The organism is Streptomyces sp. 2114.4, assembly GCF_900187385.1.
Taxonomy (GTDB): domain Bacteria; phylum Actinomycetota; class Actinomycetes; order Streptomycetales; family Streptomycetaceae; genus Streptomyces; species Streptomyces mooreae.
In genome coordinates this window covers 6066675-6084138 of record NZ_FYEY01000001.1, presented here as the reverse complement: position 1 = coordinate 6084138, position 17464 = coordinate 6066675, and the positions used below count along the sequence as shown (strand labels likewise).

Here is a 17464-nt window from a genome sequence, read left to right as displayed (position 1 = left end):
AGCTGCGGTCCGGTCAGGTGTCGATGCGCGAACGGTCCAGAGTGGACGCGGAGTTGGTGATGAACTCCTTACGGGGAGCGACTTCGTTGCCCATCAGGAGGTCGAAGGCCTTCTCCGCCGCTTCGAGATCGCTGATGTTGATGCGGCGCAGGGTGCGGTGGCGCGGGTCCATGGTCGTTTCGGCGAGCTGGTCGGCGTCCATCTCACCCAGGCCCTTGTAGCGCTGGATGCTGTCCTTGTAGCGGACCTTCTTGCGCTGGAGCTCGAGCAGCGTCTGGCGCAGCTCGTTGTCCGAGTAGGTGTAGATGTACTTTTCCTGCCCCTTTTTGGGATTGATCAGTTCGACCCGGTGCAGCGGCGGGACGGCGGAGAACACCCGGCCCTGCTCGACCATGGGCCGCATGTAGCGCTGGAAGAGCGTCAGCAGCAGGCAGCGGATGTGCGCGCCGTCGACGTCTGCGTCGGCCAGGAAGATGACCTTGCCGTAGCGGGCGGTGTCGATGTCGAAGGTGCGGCCGGATCCGGCCCCTATGACCTGGATGATGGCACCGCACTCGGCATTCTTGAGCATGTCCGAGACCGATGACTTCTGGACATTGAGGATCTTGCCGCGGATCGGCAGCAGCGCCTGGAATTCCGAGTTCCGGGCCAGTTTCGCGGTGCCCAGCGCCGAGTCGCCCTCAACGATGAAGAGTTCGCTGCGGTCGACGTCGTCACTGCGGCAGTCCGCGAGCTTGGCCGGCAACGAGGAGGACTCCAGCGCCGTCTTCCGCCGCTGCGCCTCCTTGTGCTGACGGGCGGCGATGCGTGTCCGGGCCGCGGCGACGATCTTCTCCATGACGGCGCGCGCCTGCTGCTTGTCGTCCCGCTTGGTGGAGGTGAGGAACGCCTTGAGTTCCTTGCTCACCACCTGGGCGACGATGCGCGAGGCGGCGGAGGTGCCGAGCACCTCCTTGGTCTGACCCTCGAACTGCGGCTCCGCGAGTCGTACGGTCACGACGGCAGTGAGGCCTTCCATGGCGTCGTCCTTGACGACGTCGTCCTCAGCGACGCGCAGCAGCTTGCTCGACCGCAGCACCTCATTGACCGTCTTGGCGACCGACCGCTCGAAGCCGGAGACGTGGGTGCCGCCCTTGGGTGTCGCGATGATGTTCACGAACGACTTGAGCGTCGCGTCGTAGCCGGTGCCCCAGCGCAGCGCGATGTCGACGGCCAGTTCCCGGGTGACCTCGGTGGGTGTCATGTGACCGCGGTCGTCGAGGACCGGCACGGTCTCCTTGAAGGTGCCCTGGCCGGTCAGCCGGAGCACGTCGCAGACGGCCTTGTCCTGTGCGAGGTACTCACAGAACTCACTGATGCCGCCGTCGTAGCGGAACGTCTCTTCCGTCTTGCCGGCGCCGTCGATGCCCCGCTCGTCACGGACGACCAGGGTCAGGCCGGGTACGAGGAACGCCGTCTGGCGGGCGCGGGCGTGCAGCGTCTCCAGGGAGAGCCTGGCGTCCTTGAGGAAAATCTGCCGGTCGGCCCAGTAGCGCACTCGGGTGCCGGTCTTCGTCTTGGCGATCCGCTTGCCCTTGAGCAGGCCGTTGCCCGGGTCGAAGGGGGCGTCGGGGCCCGATTCGGTGAAGATGCCGGGGACGCCTCGGCGGAAGCTGATCGAGTGCGTCTTGCTGCTGCGGTCCACCTCGACGTCGAGCCGGGCGGAGAGGGCGTTGACGACCGAGGCGCCGACGCCGTGCAGACCGCCGGAGGCCGCGTAGGAGCCGCCGCCGAACTTTCCGCCGGCGTGCAGCTTGGTCATCACGACCTCGACGCCGCTGAGGCCGGTCTTGGGCTCGACGTCCACGGGGATCCCGCGGCCGTTGTCCCTGACCTCCACCGACCCGTCGTCGTGGAGGATCACCTCGATGTGGTCGCAGTAGCCGCCCAGCGCCTCGTCGACGGAGTTGTCGATGATCTCCCACAGGCAGTGCATCAGGCCGCGACTGTCCGTCGAGCCGATGTACATACCGGGGCGCTTCCGGACGGCCTCGAGCCCCTCGAGGACGAGCAGATGCCGCGCGGTGTAGTTGGAACCGTCCCGGTCTGCCCCGGTCAGCACTGCGGTGGACGGCACGGACATCTCGGCGGTCACGCGGTTCGCTCCTCGCTGAATTTCTGGCAGCCCGCATTCCGCGGACTCGGTTGTGGCGGTGTCGCCCGTCAGAGGGTACCGAGGCCTGGTAGAGCCGATGTGACGCCACCCGTAAGCATGCCCATGGTAGTAGAATTTCGCTCGTACGTTCGATCCCTCGATGGGGTGACGTCCGAGTGACGTGCACATCACGTTCCCTTCGAGGCATGAACCATTTAGGCTCCGGGCACGTCCTCATCAACAACCGGCAAGCCAGCCGGGAGGACACAGATCCAACAACCAACGTGAATCAGACCACCACGCAATACGGCTCATTCGCCGCCACCCGGCAGCACCCGGCCCCCTCCGAGAATTTTTTCGAGGAAAAGGCACGAGCGGGAACGTTTTCGGCCTGGTTGGATGTTGACCCTGGTACGACAGCTCGTCGAGCTAGAGAAGAGGCGACGTGACTACTGTTCTGACACCCGCGAGCCCGCTGACGGCCGCTGACCGCTGCGACCGCTGCGGCGCCCAGGCATACCTGCGCGTCGTCCTGATGTCCGGCGGAGAACTGCTCTTCTGCGCCCACCACGGTCGCAAGTTCGAGCCAGAACTCAAGAAGATCGCCGCGGAAATACAGGACGAGACGGAGCGGCTGACCGCTTCTCCGGCGTCCGCGTCCGATGAGGAACGCTGACACTTCGCATCCACGACGAGCGAGCAGCGGCCCAGCGCCGTATCGCGGGCGGTTCCCCGACACCACCGGGGACACCGCCCGCACTCGTACGCGCAGACATGCCCGTCACCCCCCCGCACCCGTCACCCGGCCCCGTTTGCGGACACCGCCGGGAGAATCGCCGAGGCGCGCGTATAGACCCCGGGACTGCCCGGCCGACCGCAGCCGGTCCCCCACGACACCAGGCCCACCAGCCGCCCGCGCACGACCAGCGGCCCGCCGCTGTCCCCCTGGCAGGCGTCGCGGCCGCCGCGGGGCGCCCCCGCACACAGCATCGTTCGCGCCTTGTACGTACCGTCGGCACTGCCCGGATACGCCCGCGCACAGACCGCATCGGGCAGCACATTCACGTGCGCCGCGCGCAGCCGTGACGCATAGCTGCCTCCGCCCGTGGTGTCCCCCCAGCCGTAGACCGTGGCCGCATTGCCGGCCCGGTAGGCGCTGTCCTGCCGTCCCGCCATGGGGATGGGCCGGTTCGGAACCGGCTTGCCCAGCGTGAGGACAGCCATGTCACCGTCGTTCGTGTAGCTGTCATAGCGCGGGTTGACCCAGACCTTCGCCGGCTTGAGTTCCTGACCGCCGCCACCGCTGAGCTTGTCACGGCCGACGACGATCCTCAGGTCCCGCACTTCTCTCCAGGGGACGCCCAGAATCTCCTTGCTCAGACAGTGCGCCGCCGTCACCACTGTCGAGTGCCCGACGAGCACACCACCACAGAACTGTCCGGAGCGCTGGGTCCCGAAGCGCTCATGGGAGGCCAGTGCCACCGCCCAGGGGCTCTGTGACAGCGCTGCGGGCTTACCGCCGATCACCAACTCGTCCGCAGTCGCCGACACCGGCAGGACGAGGACCAGCGCGAGGGCGCCGAGGGCGGCAGGTGCGGTCGGGCGCATTCCAACTCCTGACTCTGGGACAGTGCGCGCACACCCAGAGTGACCCAAACGGCGGCCCGGCGCACCCCGGACGAGCGCGAGCCCGGCCACTCCAGCTAAGGAGTGACCGGGCTCGCGGCGCTCTTGGAGCGGTCGGACTAGTCGAGGTAATCCCGCAGCACCTGGGAGCGCGACGGGTGACGCAGCTTCGACATCGTCTTCGACTCGATCTGGCGGATCCGCTCACGCGTGACGCCGTAGACCTTGCCGATCTCGTCCAGCGTCTTGGGCTGGCCGTCGGTGAGGCCGAAGCGCATGGACACGACGCCGGCCTCACGCTCGGAGAGAGTGTCCAGAACCGAGTGCAGCTGCTCCTGCAGAAGCGTGAAGCTGACCGCGTCGGCCGGGACGACCGCCTCGGAGTCCTCGATGAGGTCACCGAACTCGCTGTCGCCGTCCTCGCCCAGCGGGGTGTGCAGCGAGATCGGCTCGCGGCCGTACTTCTGGACCTCGATGACCTTTTCGGGGGTCATGTCGAGTTCCTTGGCCAGCTCCTCCGGGGTGGGCTCGCGGCCCAGGTCCTGGAGCATCTGGCGCTGGACGCGCGCGAGCTTGTTGATGACCTCGACCATGTGGACGGGGATACGGATCGTACGGGCCTGGTCGGCCATGGCACGGGTGATGGCCTGACGGATCCACCACGTGGCGTAGGTCGAGAACTTGTAGCCCTTGGTGTAGTCGAACTTCTCGACCGCACGGATCAGACCGAGGTTGCCCTCCTGGATCAGGTCCAGGAACAGCATGCCGCGGCCCGTGTACCGCTTGGCCAGGGAGACGACCAGACGGAGGTTGGCCTCCAGGAGGTGGTTCTTCGCCCGGCGGCCGTCCTCGGCGATGATCTCCAGCTCACGCTTGAGCTTCGGCGCGAGCTTGTCGGAGTTCGCCAGCTTGTCCTCGGCGAACAGACCCGCCTCGATGCGCTTGGCGAGCTCCACTTCCTGCTCGGCGTTGAGGAGCGGGACCTTACCGATCTGCTTGAGGTAGTCCTTGACCGGGTCGGCGGTGGCGCCGGCCGCGGCGACCTGCTGCGCCGGGGCGTCGTCCTCGTCATCGTCGGACAGGACGAAACCGGCGTTCTCCGCGCCCTCGGCGACCTCGGGAGCCTCGCCCTTGCCGGGCGCCGGTGCTTCCTCGGTCACCTCGTCGTCGAGCAGCTCGTCGACGTCCTTCTTGGACGCGGTCTTCTTGGCGGTGGCCTTCTTGGCCGTGGCCTTCTTCGCGACCGTCTTCTTGGCGGTCGCCTTCTTCGCCGCTGCCTTCTTCGCAGGCGCGGACTCGGACTCATCGGCCGACGGGTCCGCCACAGGGGCGGGGGCCGCGGCGGCGGTGGTCTTCTTGACCGTGGCGGCCTTGGCCGCGACGGTCTTGGTGGCGGTGCGCTTCGCCGGACTCTTCGCTGCGACGCTCTTGCGGGTGCGCTTGGGCGCCTCTGCGGCACTGACCATCAGCGTCACACCCTCCTCGTCGAGGATCTGGTTGAGGCTGCGCAGAACGTTCTTCCACTGGGTTGGCGGAATCTGGTCAGCCTCGAAGGCCCGACGCACGTCATCGCCGGCGATCTGCCCATCTGCCTTTCCCCGCTCGATGAGCGCCATCACAGACTCGGACTCGGCGATCTCCGGCGGGAGCGTACGGGATGTGCTGGCCGACACGAACAACCTCTCGGAACGATGGAAACGGCTTCCGACCCCGTCCAGTGTGGATCGGAGCCGACGACCGCCGGTGGGGATGGACCGACGGCGCAGGGGCAACCGGGGAGTTGAACAGCGTCACGAACGCCGCTCGTATTCCCTCCTCGGCTATCACCTCTTAAGTCATCGCGCTTCCCGGAAGAGCGTTACGCCCAAACTGCGTGGCCCGAGTCACACTCCATAACGACCCATTCCCAGTCATATGACATGCAATCCTCCCAAGACCTGTCGCCGGATCCGGTCGAGGACGCGGATCCGGCGATATCTCTGCGTCTCGCCGCGTACGGCGTGCCCTGCCCCGAGGGGCGCGCAGGACACGGGGCCGTGCGGCGCCTACGGTCCGTACACGGCCGGGTACGGGCCTTCAGTGCTCGCGGGGCGCGGGGACGACGTGGTCCACGGGCGCCCCGGAGCCCTGGCCGCCGACCTCGCCATGGGCGGCGAGGAGCTGGCGCATCGCTGATTCGGCCGCCGTGGCGTCGCCCGAGCCGATGGCGTCGACGACCCGCATGTGCTGGCCCACGGAGGTCTCGACCGGCCGCTCGCAGCCACCACCGGGGCCGCCGGAGACGTGCAGGGCGGCGGAGACGATGCCCGAGAGGTGTTCGAGCATGCGGTTGCCGGCGAGCTGCAGCAGCAGCGAGTGGAACTCGGCGTCGGCGCGGGAGAAGGTCATGGTGTCGCCCTGGGCCGCGGAGTGCCCCATGATCTCGACCATGTCGGCCAGCCGCTGCTGGATGTCCTCACGGCCGTGGCCGGCGGCGAGCCGGGCGGCGAGGGGCTCAATCGTCCAGCGCAGCTCGCAGAGCTCACGCCGCTGGTCGTCACGCTGAGGTCCGTAGGCCCGCCATTCGATGATGTCGGGGTCGAGGAGGTTCCAGTCGCTGACCGGGCGCACCCGGGTGCCCACGTTCGGGCGGGCGCTGACGAGGCCCTTGGCCTCGAGGACTCGCAGCGACTCACGGACGACGGTGCGGGAGACCTCGAAGCGCTGGCCGATCTCCTCGGGGACGAGCGGGCGGTCCGCGCCGAGATCCCCGGAGACGATCATCTGGCCGAGCTGCTGGACGAGTTGGCCGTGCAGGCCGCGGCCGCGGCTGCCGGCGGCGCGACGGCCGACCCGGCCGATGTCGGCCTCGGAGCCGTCCCAGACCTGCGAAACGCGCTCGGCACGGTCGTGGCCGGCTGCGTTGTTGGCGTTCGCGGCGTTGGCGGCGTTCGCGTAGGGGTAGCGGTCAAGCTCGCCCGGGCCTGCGAGGCCGGTGTCGCCGGGGCGAGCCGCGGTCATCATGGTGTGCGCAAGGGTACTCACGCATCTTTTGTCGGCGACACCCTGAACACCCTTGAGGTCTTTGGTGAAAAGCACACGAAAGGGTGATCGCCCCCCACCCCCGAATTGACGCTTTATCGGAAAGAAATGCGCGCTGCATGGCGAGTTGTGGACAGCGGTCGCAACAACAGGGCGTCAAAATATATGCCTTACTCGATCAGCGACAGAAGCCGCACAGCAGCGCGAGCGCATACCCGCAGGCCAGACCCGTTGCCGACAACATCGGTGTGCCGCCTGCGGGTTGGGGCGTGAGTCGCATCACGAACAGGTGCGTCTTGGTCAATTGCGAAGGGGTGCTTGACGCGGCCGCCGACCGCCGGCCAAACCCTCTGTTGAGGGCCGGACCAGCCCCTGCCGGCAATCCCCGTTGCGACGGAACGGAATACATCGAAGGTCAATAATCCAGCCTGGATCCAGCCGTTCGGTGACCCCGTTCAACTGGCAGCAGGAACAGGGCATTCGACACGATGCCCTCCATAAACGCAATCGCGGAACCCTCGGACGACGCATCGAAGTCGAGAGGGGGCGGAGGGGGCACCGGGTTGCGCGGCGAGCGGACCGTCACGGACCGGCCCGGACAGCCGCCGCCCCCGTCGGCGAGACGCTAGCGGGAGGGCTCCGCGCGCGGACGGCATCGCGCGGGCAGATGCGCCGACCGTGGCCGGATGTGGGTCACGAAGTCCGCCGGACGACCCGGTGGCGCGAGGCGCCACACCACTGACGGGGCGTGAGGCCGGCAGGGGACTTCTGGGGGCGCGAAGGGACTCACCCGGCCACAGTACCGCCATATGTCCTATTTTCCCGCAATTGAGCAATTGTGACGGACCATCGTGTCACTGCGGGTGAACTTCAGCCCCGCGGTGCCGTGAAGGCTGTCCGGGCTCAGACCTCGGGGCGCAGCATCGGCGGATTGAGCAGCGTCGCCCCACCGGCTCGGAACAACTGTGCGGGACGGCCGCCCTGACGCGTCGTCGTGCCGCCTGTGGGTACCAGGAATCCGGGGGTGCCGGTCACTTTGCGGTGGAAATTACGGGGATCCAGGGCGACGGCCCAGACCGCCTCGTACACCCGGCGCAGCTCACCCACGGTGAACTCCGGCGGGCAGAAGGCGGTGGCGAGCGAGGAGTATTCGATCTTCGATCGGGCGCGCTCCACGCCGTCGGCGAGGATCCGGGCGTGATCGAAGGCCAGCGGAGCCGCAAGCTCGCCCTCGCGGGTGAGGGCGTCGTCCTGTTCCAGCAGAGTCTCCACGGGCGCCCATCGCGCGCTGTGGGCGTCGCCACCGGCGGTGGGCGCGGGCAGGTCGGGGGCGAGTACCAGGTGCGCGACACTGACGACCCGCATCCGGGGGTCCCGCTTGGGGTCGCCGTAGGTGGCGAGCTGTTCGAGGTGTGCGCCGTAGACGGGGGACGGGCCGGCCGGGGACTGGGCGTGCAGACCGGTCTCCTCGGCCAGCTCCCGGGCGGCCGCGGCCTCGAGGTCCTCGTCGCCCCGGACGAATCCGCCGGGCAGGGCCCAGCGGCCCTGGAACGGCGGCTCACCGCGGCGCACGGCCAGCGCGCACAGAGCATGGCGGCGCACGGTGAGCACGACCAGATCGACGGTGACGGCGAAGGGCGGGAAGGCCGACGGGTCGTAGGGAGGCATGGGCGTGATCATAGTCGTCCGCTTGACGATAAACAGGCCCCGGAGCACGTCACGACACCAGTTGCAGGCCTTCCGCCGCCGTCTCCACCATGCCCATGCCGAGTCTGCTGATCCGCATGCCGAACGGCTGCTCGGCGACGCACAGACCCGTGAGCTGCATCGCGCCGAGCGGGGCGGTCCCGAGCGGCCGTACGGACACCGTTTGGGCAGGGATATCCGGGCGCAGGCCGGCGAGCGTGACGAGTATATGGACCGCGCCGCCTGCCGCCACGGCAGCGGGACGACAGGCCGCCGGATGCGGTACGGGGACGCCGCCCGCGGTGCGCTGCTCGCCCGCGTACATCTCGGGGAGGCGGTACCCGAAGCTCTCCGCGGCATCGAGCACTCCTTTGATCAGGCTGCCGGCTGCCTGCTCGTGTCCGGCTGCGGCCAGGCCGGCGGCGGCGACCGCCGTCTCGTGCACACGGACCGCGCCGGTGCGGTGGCCGAAGGGGTTGTAGCCGCTCTCCTTGGTGCTCAGCCCGCGCAGGCCCCACCCCGAGTCCATGGCCGGGCCGGCCAGCAGTCCGGCCAGCTGGTCGGTCTGTGACGCGTCCAGCAGGCCATGGGCCGAAGTCCCGCCATCGAGCAGTCCGGTGTCGAGGAGATGGGCGGTGGTGGAGCCGAAGTGCGGGACGGGTCGGCCGTCTGCGGTGAGCAGGGCGGCGGGTCGGCCGCCGGCCGGGTCCTCCAGCCAGAAGTCCCTGCGGAAGCGGGTGCGCAGGCCGGCTGCCCAGTCTCGCAGGGCCACCGCGTCGGAGGGCCGGGAGGCATCGAGGAGATCGGCGCCCAGGAGAGCCGCGCGATGGGCATGGGCCTGGGTTTCGCAGCGGTACGGCCCGCCGGGCCCGGGATCGGGGACGTAGCCGCTGCGGCCCCCGCCCGGTGGGTCGGTGATCCTCCTCAGCCATGTCAGGCAGTGCTCCGCGGCGGGCAGCAGCCGCTCCATCTCGTGCGGCGGCAGGCCCCAGCGGCAGGCCTCCGCGAGAACGGCGGGGAACAGAAGGGTCGCCTCGATGCCGGTGCAGCTCGGTGGGGAGTGCGGCCCGGTGTCCCGCAGAGCGCCGGGAATTCGGCCGAAATCCGCTCCTGGCGCGACTTGTTGGCTACGGGCGAGCGCCCGCAGCGTTCCCGCGGCGAGCCGTGTGCCCAGGGGCAGCAGCATCCGGGCGGTCCACAGTGCCTCGGCCGGTGCAAGGCCACAACGCCACGGGAATCCGCCGGCGACATACCTGTCCGCGGCGGCGACCGAGTCCCGCATCACCAGGCCGTGGAGATCGTCGAGGCTGCTCGCCATGAGCGCGTCGGCCCGGCGGTCGTCGCACTCCAGCCTGGCTGCCGTCCAGGGGCGCGGTGGCCTGTCGTTGCGCGTTCGCCGCGCGACCGTTCCCGTGCGTGGTGCGGGGATGCGGGCGTCGGCCGCACGCCCGTGGTGGTCCAAGGGTCCGCCCGGCTCGTACTCCAGTGAGGTGCGCAGTTCGATACTGCGGTGGCCGCCGGGCGGCAGCTCGAGTGCCCAGCGCAGCAGGCCCGCCGAGGCGAGCGCGTCCTCGGGCGAGGGCGTCGCGGACGCCACCGCGTGCACACCGGTCGCGGACCAGCAGAGTCCGGCACCGTGAACGGTGGCCTGCAGTTCGGGGCCCGGGAGGCCGACGGCGATGGCTCCGAGCTCCGCGAGGTCCGTGCCCAGCCGGATCTCGACCGCCAGCCGGACGGGCCGGGTGGCACTGCTGCGGAACGTGATCTGCTCGGTGCCGTCGGCGGATCGCAGCCGCTCCACGCGGATCTCGGGGTCCGGCCCCCGCTCTCCGGCGCCGCGGATCGTCCCGATGAAGCGGGCCCGGCCCGCGCTGGTCAACCGCCCTTGGACGACGAGCGGTTCGTCGCCCGCGACCCGCAGTTCGCAGCGGGACAGAACCCGTCGGCCGTCGCGGTAGAAGCCGTCCATGCCGCGGCCGGTCAGCTGCCCCGACGCCGGGGACACGGCGAGAGTTGGGAGGGCCACACAGACGAGGGAGGAGTGGACGGGCTGGGGTTGCGGGGCCCGGGGCGACGGCGGGCGCCGCGCTCCGGGGAGCCGGTGGGCCGGCCGGGTAGCGGGGACGATGCCTGGCACGTGGTGCTCCCTGATGAGGTCGGGGCTTTGTATGGGTTGCTCCACTCGGGTGAACGGCCCGGCCGGCGCGCAGGTCACGCCGGCCGGGCCACGACGGCACGGTCACCGCCGGCTCCGGTCGCCGTCCCGGCCGGCCCGGCGCCTGCCGCGCCCGTCGGTCGTACGGGCGCCGGGGCCCGTACCGCCGCGCGGGCCGCGGGGGCGGCCGCCCGGTCCGGGCCGACTCGGCCCGGGGCGCTTCGTGGACCGCGGCGTCTTCTTGGCGGCGGGCGCCGGGGCGGCGGGGGCGGCTGCGCTCACCGCCTCTCGGTGCTGCTCGCGCAGGCAGCGGCGCAGTGGCTCCGGATCGAGGCCTTCGTTGATGGCACGGTGCAGCAGCTGGGCGAAGGTGTAGTCGGGGTCGAGGGCCAAGGCGCAGCTGAGGGCGACGCGCGCCGAGGGCCCGTCCTCGGTGGACCAGCAGACCCAGCCGGCGAGGGTCAGGGGTGCCACCGCGTGTTCGACATAGCCGCCGGCGCAGCGGCGGGCGAGGGCACGCCAGAGCCGAAGGGCCGGCGCGGCGGCGGAGCCGTCCATCCACTCCGCTGCCCGGTCGCGGGTGACCCGGTCCTGGAGACCGAGGATGAGATCGGCTGCCTCGGCATCGGTGATCAGCGCGTCGTCACAGGCGTCCCTGGCCCGGTTGCTGCCCGAAGGGGTGTCCTGACGGAAGCGGTGGATCATGGCGCCGGCCAGGTCGAGGGTGTCCCGGCGGACGGCCGCTGCACCGTCCCGCAGGAGCATGCGCGGAACCAGCGCGCCGGCGGCCGCGTCCAGCGCCTTCTCCTGTTCCACGGCCCGCGGCCCGGTGCGGGGCGTGAGCCTGGCCTCCATCTCCTTGAGAGAGCCGCGCACCTGCATTCCCGCGTAGGCGGCGGCCGCGGCCATCACGGACGTGCCCGGCATGACCATGGGTGTGCCGTCCGCGGGACAGCACCGGAAGTCCGGGCAGCAGTACGACCAGAATCGGCCGCTGGAGAGGCACAGGGCTTCGAGAACCGGTACGTCGAGCGTGCCGCAGGCAGTGCGCAGCCGCTGGGCGAGCGGGCGGAGGCGGTCTTTGACGTCCTTGCCGCTCTCCCCCGCCACCGGCTCCTGGCAGAGGTAGACGATGATCGCCGCGGGACGGGTGTCCCGCTCCTGGCCTGCGGAGATCAGGCATTCGGCGAGCTGGTCGGCGACGTCCGGCCACTGCGCGGTGTCGGTCGGGATGCCGATCCTGACCCGGCCGCCGAAGCGTCCCCGTTCGCCGTTCAGCGCGACCATCACGATGCTGTCGTCCGGGTAAAACCCCATCAAATACGACAGAGCGTCGGCGAGCTCGGCCGGGCCGCGCAGGGTGACCTGGGCATCGGCGGACGGAGCCTTGGGTGCGTCGGAAGGGGCGGAGGCGTGGGAGGGGCTGGACGGGATGGGCGGGATGGACGGGGCCGTGGAGTCGGTGAGGTGGGACGGGGGCGAAAAGACGACGGGGACGGAGGGGTCGGAGGGGGTGGAAGGGCTGGTGGATTCCGCGGGGGCCGACGGGACGGCGGATTCGGTGGGGGCGACCGGGTCGGTGGGCGTCGTGGGGCCGGATGCTGCGGATGCGCTGGGCGGGTCGGCGGGAGGCTGTGGCTCCGGCGTGCGGGGAGGACGAGGAGAGTTCGAGGGGCTGGGGGCGGCGGGGTCGGCGGCCGCGGGGGTCGAGTGGCTGTCGCCGAGGCGCTTGCTCGGTTCGCTGTGCGGATTCATGGCTCGAAGATCCCGCGGCCGGCCGCTGCGCCGCGACCCCTGTGGATAACTCTCGGGCGGCGAGGTTATCCACAGCTTCGGGCGGGCGTTCGCGCGTTGTCAGTGGCATCGGGTTGCATGGGGGCATGAGCAACGAAGATCTGCGTGCCGCAGCCGACGCCGTCCTGACCCGCCTCGTCGGGGATCCCGGCGGGGAGGCCAGGCTGCGCGAGGATCAGTGGCGAGCCATCGAGGCGCTGGTCGCCGACCATCGCCGCGCGCTGGTCGTCCAGCGCACGGGCTGGGGCAAGTCCGCGGTCTACTTCGTCGCGACGGCGCTGCTGCGCGAGCGCGGCAGCGGACCGACCGTGATCGTCTCCCCGCTGCTCGCGCTGATGCGCAATCAGGTCGAGGCAGCCGCGCGGGCAGGAATCCGTGCCCGCACGATCAACTCCGCCAACACCGAGGAGTGGGACACCGTCCAGGCCGAGGTGGCGGCGGGCGACGTGGACGTCCTGCTGGTCAGCCCGGAGCGGCTCAACAACCCCGACTTCCGCGATCAGGTGCTGCCCAAGCTCGCGGCTGCCACCGGTTTGCTGGTGGTCGACGAGGCGCACTGCATCTCCGATTGGGGCCATGATTTCCGGCCGGACTACCGGCGGCTGCGCACCATGCTCGCCGATCTCCCGCCCGGCGTGCCCGTGCTCGCCACCACCGCGACGGCCAACGCGCGGGTGACCGCCGATGTCGCCGAACAGCTCGGCACGGGCGAGGGCTCCACCGAGGCACTGGTGCTGCGCGGGCCGCTGGACCGGGAGAGCCTGAGCCTGGGTGTCCTCCCGCTGCCGGACGCCGCGCACCGGCTCGCCTGGCTTGCCGATCATCTGCACGAGCTGCCGGGCTCGGGGATCATCTATACGCTCACCGTTGCCGCCGCCGAGGAAGTCACGGCCTTCCTGCGCCAGCGGGGGCACACGGTCTCCTCGTACACCGGCAAGACGGAGAACGCCGACCGCCAGCAGGCCGAGGACGATCTGCTCGCCAACCGTGTCAAGGCGCTGGTGGCGACCTCGGCACTGGGCATGGGCTTCGACAAGCCCGACCTGGGTTTCGTGGTGCACATGGGCTCGCCGTCGTCCCCCATCGCCTACTACCAGCAGGTGGGCCGGGCAGGCCGCGGGGTCAAGCACGCCGAGGTGCTGCTGCTGCCCGGGCGGGAGGACGAGGCCATCTGGAAGTACTTCGCCTCGCTGGCCTTTCCGCCCGAGGAGCAGGTGCGGCGGACCCTGGACGTCCTGGCGGCCGCCGGCCGTCCGGTGTCGCTGCCGGCTCTGGAACCACAGGTCGAACTGCGCCGCTCGCGCCTGGAGATCATGCTCAAGGTGCTCGATGTGGACGGCGCCGTGCAGCGCGTCAAGGGCGGCTGGACCTCCACCGGCAGGCCGTGGTCGTACGACGCCGAGCGCTATGCGTGGGTGTCCCGCCAGCGCGAGGCCGAACAACAGGCCATGCGGGAGTACGCCACCACGACGGGCTGCCGGATGGAGTTCCTGCGGCGGCAGTTGGACGACGAGGCGGCCGTGGCGTGCGGCCGCTGCGACAACTGCGCGGGGGCACGGTTCACCGCCGAGGTGTCCGCCGCTGCGCTGGACGCGGCGCGCGGTGAGCTGGGGCGGCCCGGGGTGGAGGTGGAGCCGCGGCGGATGTGGCCGACGGGACTGCCGGCCGTCGGCGTCGATCTCAAGGGGCGTATCCCGGCAGGTGAGCTGGCGGCGACCGGCCGGGCCCTGGGCCGGCTCTCCGACATCGGGTGGGGCAACCGCCTCCGGCCGATGCTCGCGGCGCAGGCGCCGGACGGCCCGGTCCCCGACGACGTGGCGGCCGCGGTGGTCACCGTGCTCGCCGACTGGGCCAAGGGGCCCGGTGGTTGGGCCTCGGGGGCGGCGGATGCCCCGGCCCGCCCGGTGGGTGTCGTCGCGCTCTCCTCGCGCAGCCGCCCGCAGCTGATCCGGTCCCTGGCCGAGCGGATCGCCACGGTCGGCCGCATGCCGTTCCTGGGCACCGTGACCTCGGTGGACGACGGTGCGGACGGCAGGATTTTGCGCAGCAACAGCGCCCAGCGACTGCGGGCACTGCACGGTTCACTGGGCGTTCCGCCGGAGCTGGCGCAGGCGCTGGCTTCGGCGGCCGGCCCCGTGCTGTTGGTGGACGACTACGCCGATACCGGCTGGACGCTGGCCGTTGCCGCCCGGCTGCTGCGCCGGGCGGGGGCGGCAGAGGTGTTTCCGCTGGTCCTGGCCGTGCAGGGGTAGCAGCGCACGGCCTGCACGATCCCGACGCGGCGACGGGCAGGGACATTTGCCCTTCCCCGGTCGATTTTGGCCGGGGGCGGGAATTGCTCGTTGCCGCATGCCGGTGCGGCCGCGAGAATTGGAGTTGCTTCCCCGTACCGGCCGTCCGTGGTCAGGCAGGGCCATGCCGTGGTGCGTAGCCGCGCGCGGCCACCGCCCGAGACGCGGACGCGTAGACGATGGGAGGAACGTGTCCTTCGGCTTCGCCCCGCACCCGCAGGTGTCCCCGCCTCCGTCCGCCGACTCCGCCGCCCGACTGAGCCGGATGCTGGAACCCGCCGAATGGGCCTCGGCCGGTATCCCGTTGCTGCGCAACCCGCGTGAGGTCGTCACCGGCCTGCACGACCGTCATCGGCCGGTGCCGTCGACGGCCATCGTCGCGGTGCTCGACGGCCGTGAGCGCGTGACGGCCAGCGCCTCCTTCACGGAGCTCACGACCGCTCCCGACGGCTGGGAGTTCCGCAATGTTCTGCTGACGCATCTGCGCCGGGTCATCCCGCACGACCTGCGGCTGCGCGCCCCGGTCCGGACCGCCGTGCTGCTCTACTGCCGTGAGGGCGAGCCTCTGTGGACGGAGACGGACGGGGCCTGGATGTGGGGGCTGCGTGACGCCTGCACCCTGCACGGGCTCCGCTGCGGGGCGTACATCACGCTGACCCCGGACCGCTGGCAGGTCCTGGGGGAGGGCCGGGGCGGGCGCCGCCCCAGGGTCTCGTCCTCGAACGAGCCGGTCACGGAATCACGCCGTACAGCAGCCGGGGCCCGGGAGAACCGCCGCACGACGGCGCCTGCGGAGGTGCCGCACCCGGCTGCGGATCTTCCCGTCGCCCGCGGCCGGCCGGTGGCGCGGCGCACGACAGGCGGCGCCCCGGAAGCCCATCGGCACGCGGCAGCACGCTGAGCGGACCAGCGGACACACGTCCGGCGTCCGGCTTCCGTCAGGTGGCGCAGGCAGGGCATCCGCCACCTGGCGCTCCGGCACCTGTCGGGAGCCGGAGACCTCACCGGGCACCTCGGCACACACGTCAGGGCGCACCCGCTCAGCGTGCCGGTCCCCAGCAGACAGACGGACCGCCTCGCCCCGTACCGCCGCGCTCCTCCCCCGCCGAAGCGCCGGCCATCCGGACCTGGTCCAGACCTCGTCCGGCAGGGACGCAAGCGAGCCCGACGGCCTTGAGGGCCGACGGGCTGTTGCGAACCGGCAGCGGTCAGGCAGGGGTGCCGAGAACGGTGTTGATCCGCTGCGGGTCCCCGCAGACGATCAGCAGTGTCCCGGCACGGGCCATCGCCGCGGGCAGTGCCTGCGCGGTGACCTCGTCCGTACCGCCGTTGATGGCGACGACCACGACGGGCCGTCCGGTGGCACGCCCGGCCCCGGCATCCGCGTAGAACACATCGTCCGCGGCGTCGTGTTGAGCCCAGTAGGACGCTTCGCCGAAGGACAGTTCATGCGCGGCCCACGGGTGCGTTTCGCCGGTGGTCAGCACCAGGATCTCGCCCGGCGCACGCCCGGAGTCCAGCAGCAGGTCGACGGCCTCGTCGGCGGCGTCGACAGCGCCGGCGGGAGGTGCCGGGATCAGCTGGAGCTGTGCTCCCGCGGCGGTGCCGGTCTTGCCGGCGGACGGCTGCGGGGAGCTGGTGCGCTGCGCCGGCGGTGCGGCGACAGGCCCACGCGGCGGGGCAGCAGGTCCGGGCTTGCCCGGACGGACACTGGCCGCGGGAGCGCCACGCGGCGGCGCGGGGCGGGGACCGGGGCCAGGAACAGGACGGGGGGTCGGCGCGGTGCGGCCGGCGGCCGCAGTTGCGCGGGGACCCGGGACACTCTCGTGAATCTGAGGCTCCTCGGGGATGAGAGGCATAAAGGGATGTCTATCAAACGTAAGTGCGGAACACGTCATCGGGTACCGAATTGATGTCCGTACCGCTCAGAAATCGAAGCCGAGTTGGCCACCGGCTTCCAGAGCGGCTGCTTCGGGGGTGATGCGCACCTTCTTCAGATGCCGCCAGCGGGGCAGGGCATCCATGTAGGACCACGACACTCGGTGGTGCGGCGTAGGACCGTACTCCTCCAGGGCAATGCGATGGGTCGGCGAGGGGTAGCCTGCGTTGGCCGCGAAGTCGAAGTCCGCGTACACCAGGCCCAGTTCGGCCATCATCGCGTCGCGTCGCACCTTGGCGATCACGGACGCGGCGGCGACCGCGATACAGGACTGGTCGCCCTTGATGACCGTGCGGACCCGCCATGGCGCGCCCAGGTAGTCGTGCTTGCCGTCGAGAATGATCGCGTCCGGCCGGACCGGCAGCGCCTCCAGGGCGCGTACGGCCGCGAGCCTCAGGGCTGCGGTCATGCCCAGTTCGTCGATCTCCTCCGGCGAGGAGTGCCCCAGGGCGTACGACGTGACCCACGAGCCGAGCACATCACACAGTTCGGTGCGGCGCTTGGGGGTCAGAAGCTTGGAATCGGTGAGTCCGTCGGGCGGCCGGCGCAGGCCGGTGATGGCTGCGCAGACGCTGACCGGACCGGCCCACGCTCCGCGCCCGACCTCGTCGATACCTGCAACGATCTTGGCGCCCGTCGTGGCGCGCAATGATCGCTCGACGGAATGGGTGGGGGGCTCGTACGGCATGGCGCCAGCAAGGTTACGCCTATTCGGCCGAGCCGTCCGCACCGGATCCCCACCTGGCGGCAAACGGTGCGGCAACGCCGTGAGCAGCACAAGAACGGGACCCTTCGGTTCCGTTACCGAGGGGTATACG

At 70.7% G+C, this 17464-nt stretch carries 12 protein-coding genes; 3 read left to right on the top strand and 9 right to left on the bottom strand.

What is annotated here, in order from left to right; genetic code table 11:
- Positions 1-13: 13 nt before the first annotated feature.
- Entirely contained in the window at positions 14-2134 is a 2121-nt protein-coding gene (locus tag CFW40_RS26815; protein WP_088800429.1) for a type IIA DNA topoisomerase subunit B, read from the bottom strand.
- 445 nt (positions 2135-2579) lie between these two features.
- On the opposite strand from CFW40_RS26815, the gene CFW40_RS26810 reads away from it, so the two are divergent.
- Entirely contained in the window at positions 2580-2810 is a 231-nt protein-coding gene (locus CFW40_RS26810) for a hypothetical protein (RefSeq protein WP_003981845.1), read from the top strand.
- Positions 2811-2932: 122 nt separating this feature from the next.
- Here CFW40_RS26810 and CFW40_RS26805 read toward each other — a convergent pair whose 3' ends face one another.
- The 6 genes from CFW40_RS26805 to CFW40_RS26780 all read right to left on the bottom strand — a co-directional run bounded on the left by CFW40_RS26805 (position 2933) and on the right by CFW40_RS26780 (position 12056).
- Positions 2933-3742, bottom strand: a complete 810-nt coding sequence (locus tag CFW40_RS26805; RefSeq protein ID WP_088800428.1) for a serine protease — start codon at positions 3740-3742, stop codon at positions 2933-2935.
- A 137-nt stretch (positions 3743-3879) separates the two neighbouring features.
- Positions 3880-5439 carry an RNA polymerase sigma factor gene (locus CFW40_RS26800; protein ID WP_088800427.1) on the bottom strand — a complete coding sequence of 520 codons (1560 nt, stop codon included), beginning with the start codon at positions 5437-5439 and terminating at the stop codon, positions 3880-3882.
- Between the two features lie 397 nt (positions 5440-5836).
- Positions 5837-6838, bottom strand: coding sequence for a FadR/GntR family transcriptional regulator (locus tag CFW40_RS26795; RefSeq protein WP_088800426.1), 1002 nt, complete (start codon positions 6836-6838; stop codon positions 5837-5839).
- Positions 6839-7684: 846 nt separating this feature from the next.
- Complete coding sequence (locus CFW40_RS26790; protein WP_088802384.1) at positions 7685-8449, bottom strand: NUDIX domain-containing protein; 765 nt, start codon at positions 8447-8449, stop codon at positions 7685-7687.
- A 49-nt stretch (positions 8450-8498) separates the two neighbouring features.
- The gene (locus tag CFW40_RS26785) at positions 8499-10493 is read right to left on the bottom strand and encodes a glycogen debranching N-terminal domain-containing protein (RefSeq protein ID WP_088802383.1); all 1995 of its coding nucleotides are present in this window, start codon (positions 10491-10493) and stop codon (positions 8499-8501) included.
- Positions 10494-10706: 213 nt separating this feature from the next.
- Positions 10707-12056, bottom strand: coding sequence for a DUF4192 domain-containing protein (locus CFW40_RS26780; protein ID WP_088802382.1), 1350 nt, complete (start codon positions 12054-12056; stop codon positions 10707-10709).
- Positions 12057-12502: 446 nt separating this feature from the next.
- Between CFW40_RS26780 and CFW40_RS26775 the strand changes: the two genes are divergently transcribed.
- Positions 12503-14668 carry a RecQ family ATP-dependent DNA helicase gene (locus CFW40_RS26775; RefSeq protein WP_088800425.1) on the top strand — a complete coding sequence of 722 codons (2166 nt, stop codon included), beginning with the start codon at positions 12503-12505 and terminating at the stop codon, positions 14666-14668.
- A 229-nt stretch (positions 14669-14897) separates the two neighbouring features.
- Complete coding sequence (locus CFW40_RS26770; RefSeq protein WP_088800424.1) at positions 14898-15608, top strand: hypothetical protein; 711 nt, start codon at positions 14898-14900, stop codon at positions 15606-15608.
- 307 nt (positions 15609-15915) lie between these two features.
- On the opposite strand, the gene CFW40_RS26765 is transcribed toward CFW40_RS26770, so the two are convergent.
- Positions 15916-16566 (bottom strand): hypothetical protein, encoded by a 651-nt coding sequence (locus CFW40_RS26765; protein ID WP_088800423.1) that lies wholly within the window; start codon positions 16564-16566, stop codon positions 15916-15918.
- Between the two features lie 66 nt (positions 16567-16632).
- Entirely contained in the window at positions 16633-17334 is a 702-nt protein-coding gene (locus tag CFW40_RS26760) for a ribonuclease HII (RefSeq protein ID WP_088800422.1), read from the bottom strand.
- Between the last annotated feature and the right edge of the window lie 130 nt (positions 17335-17464).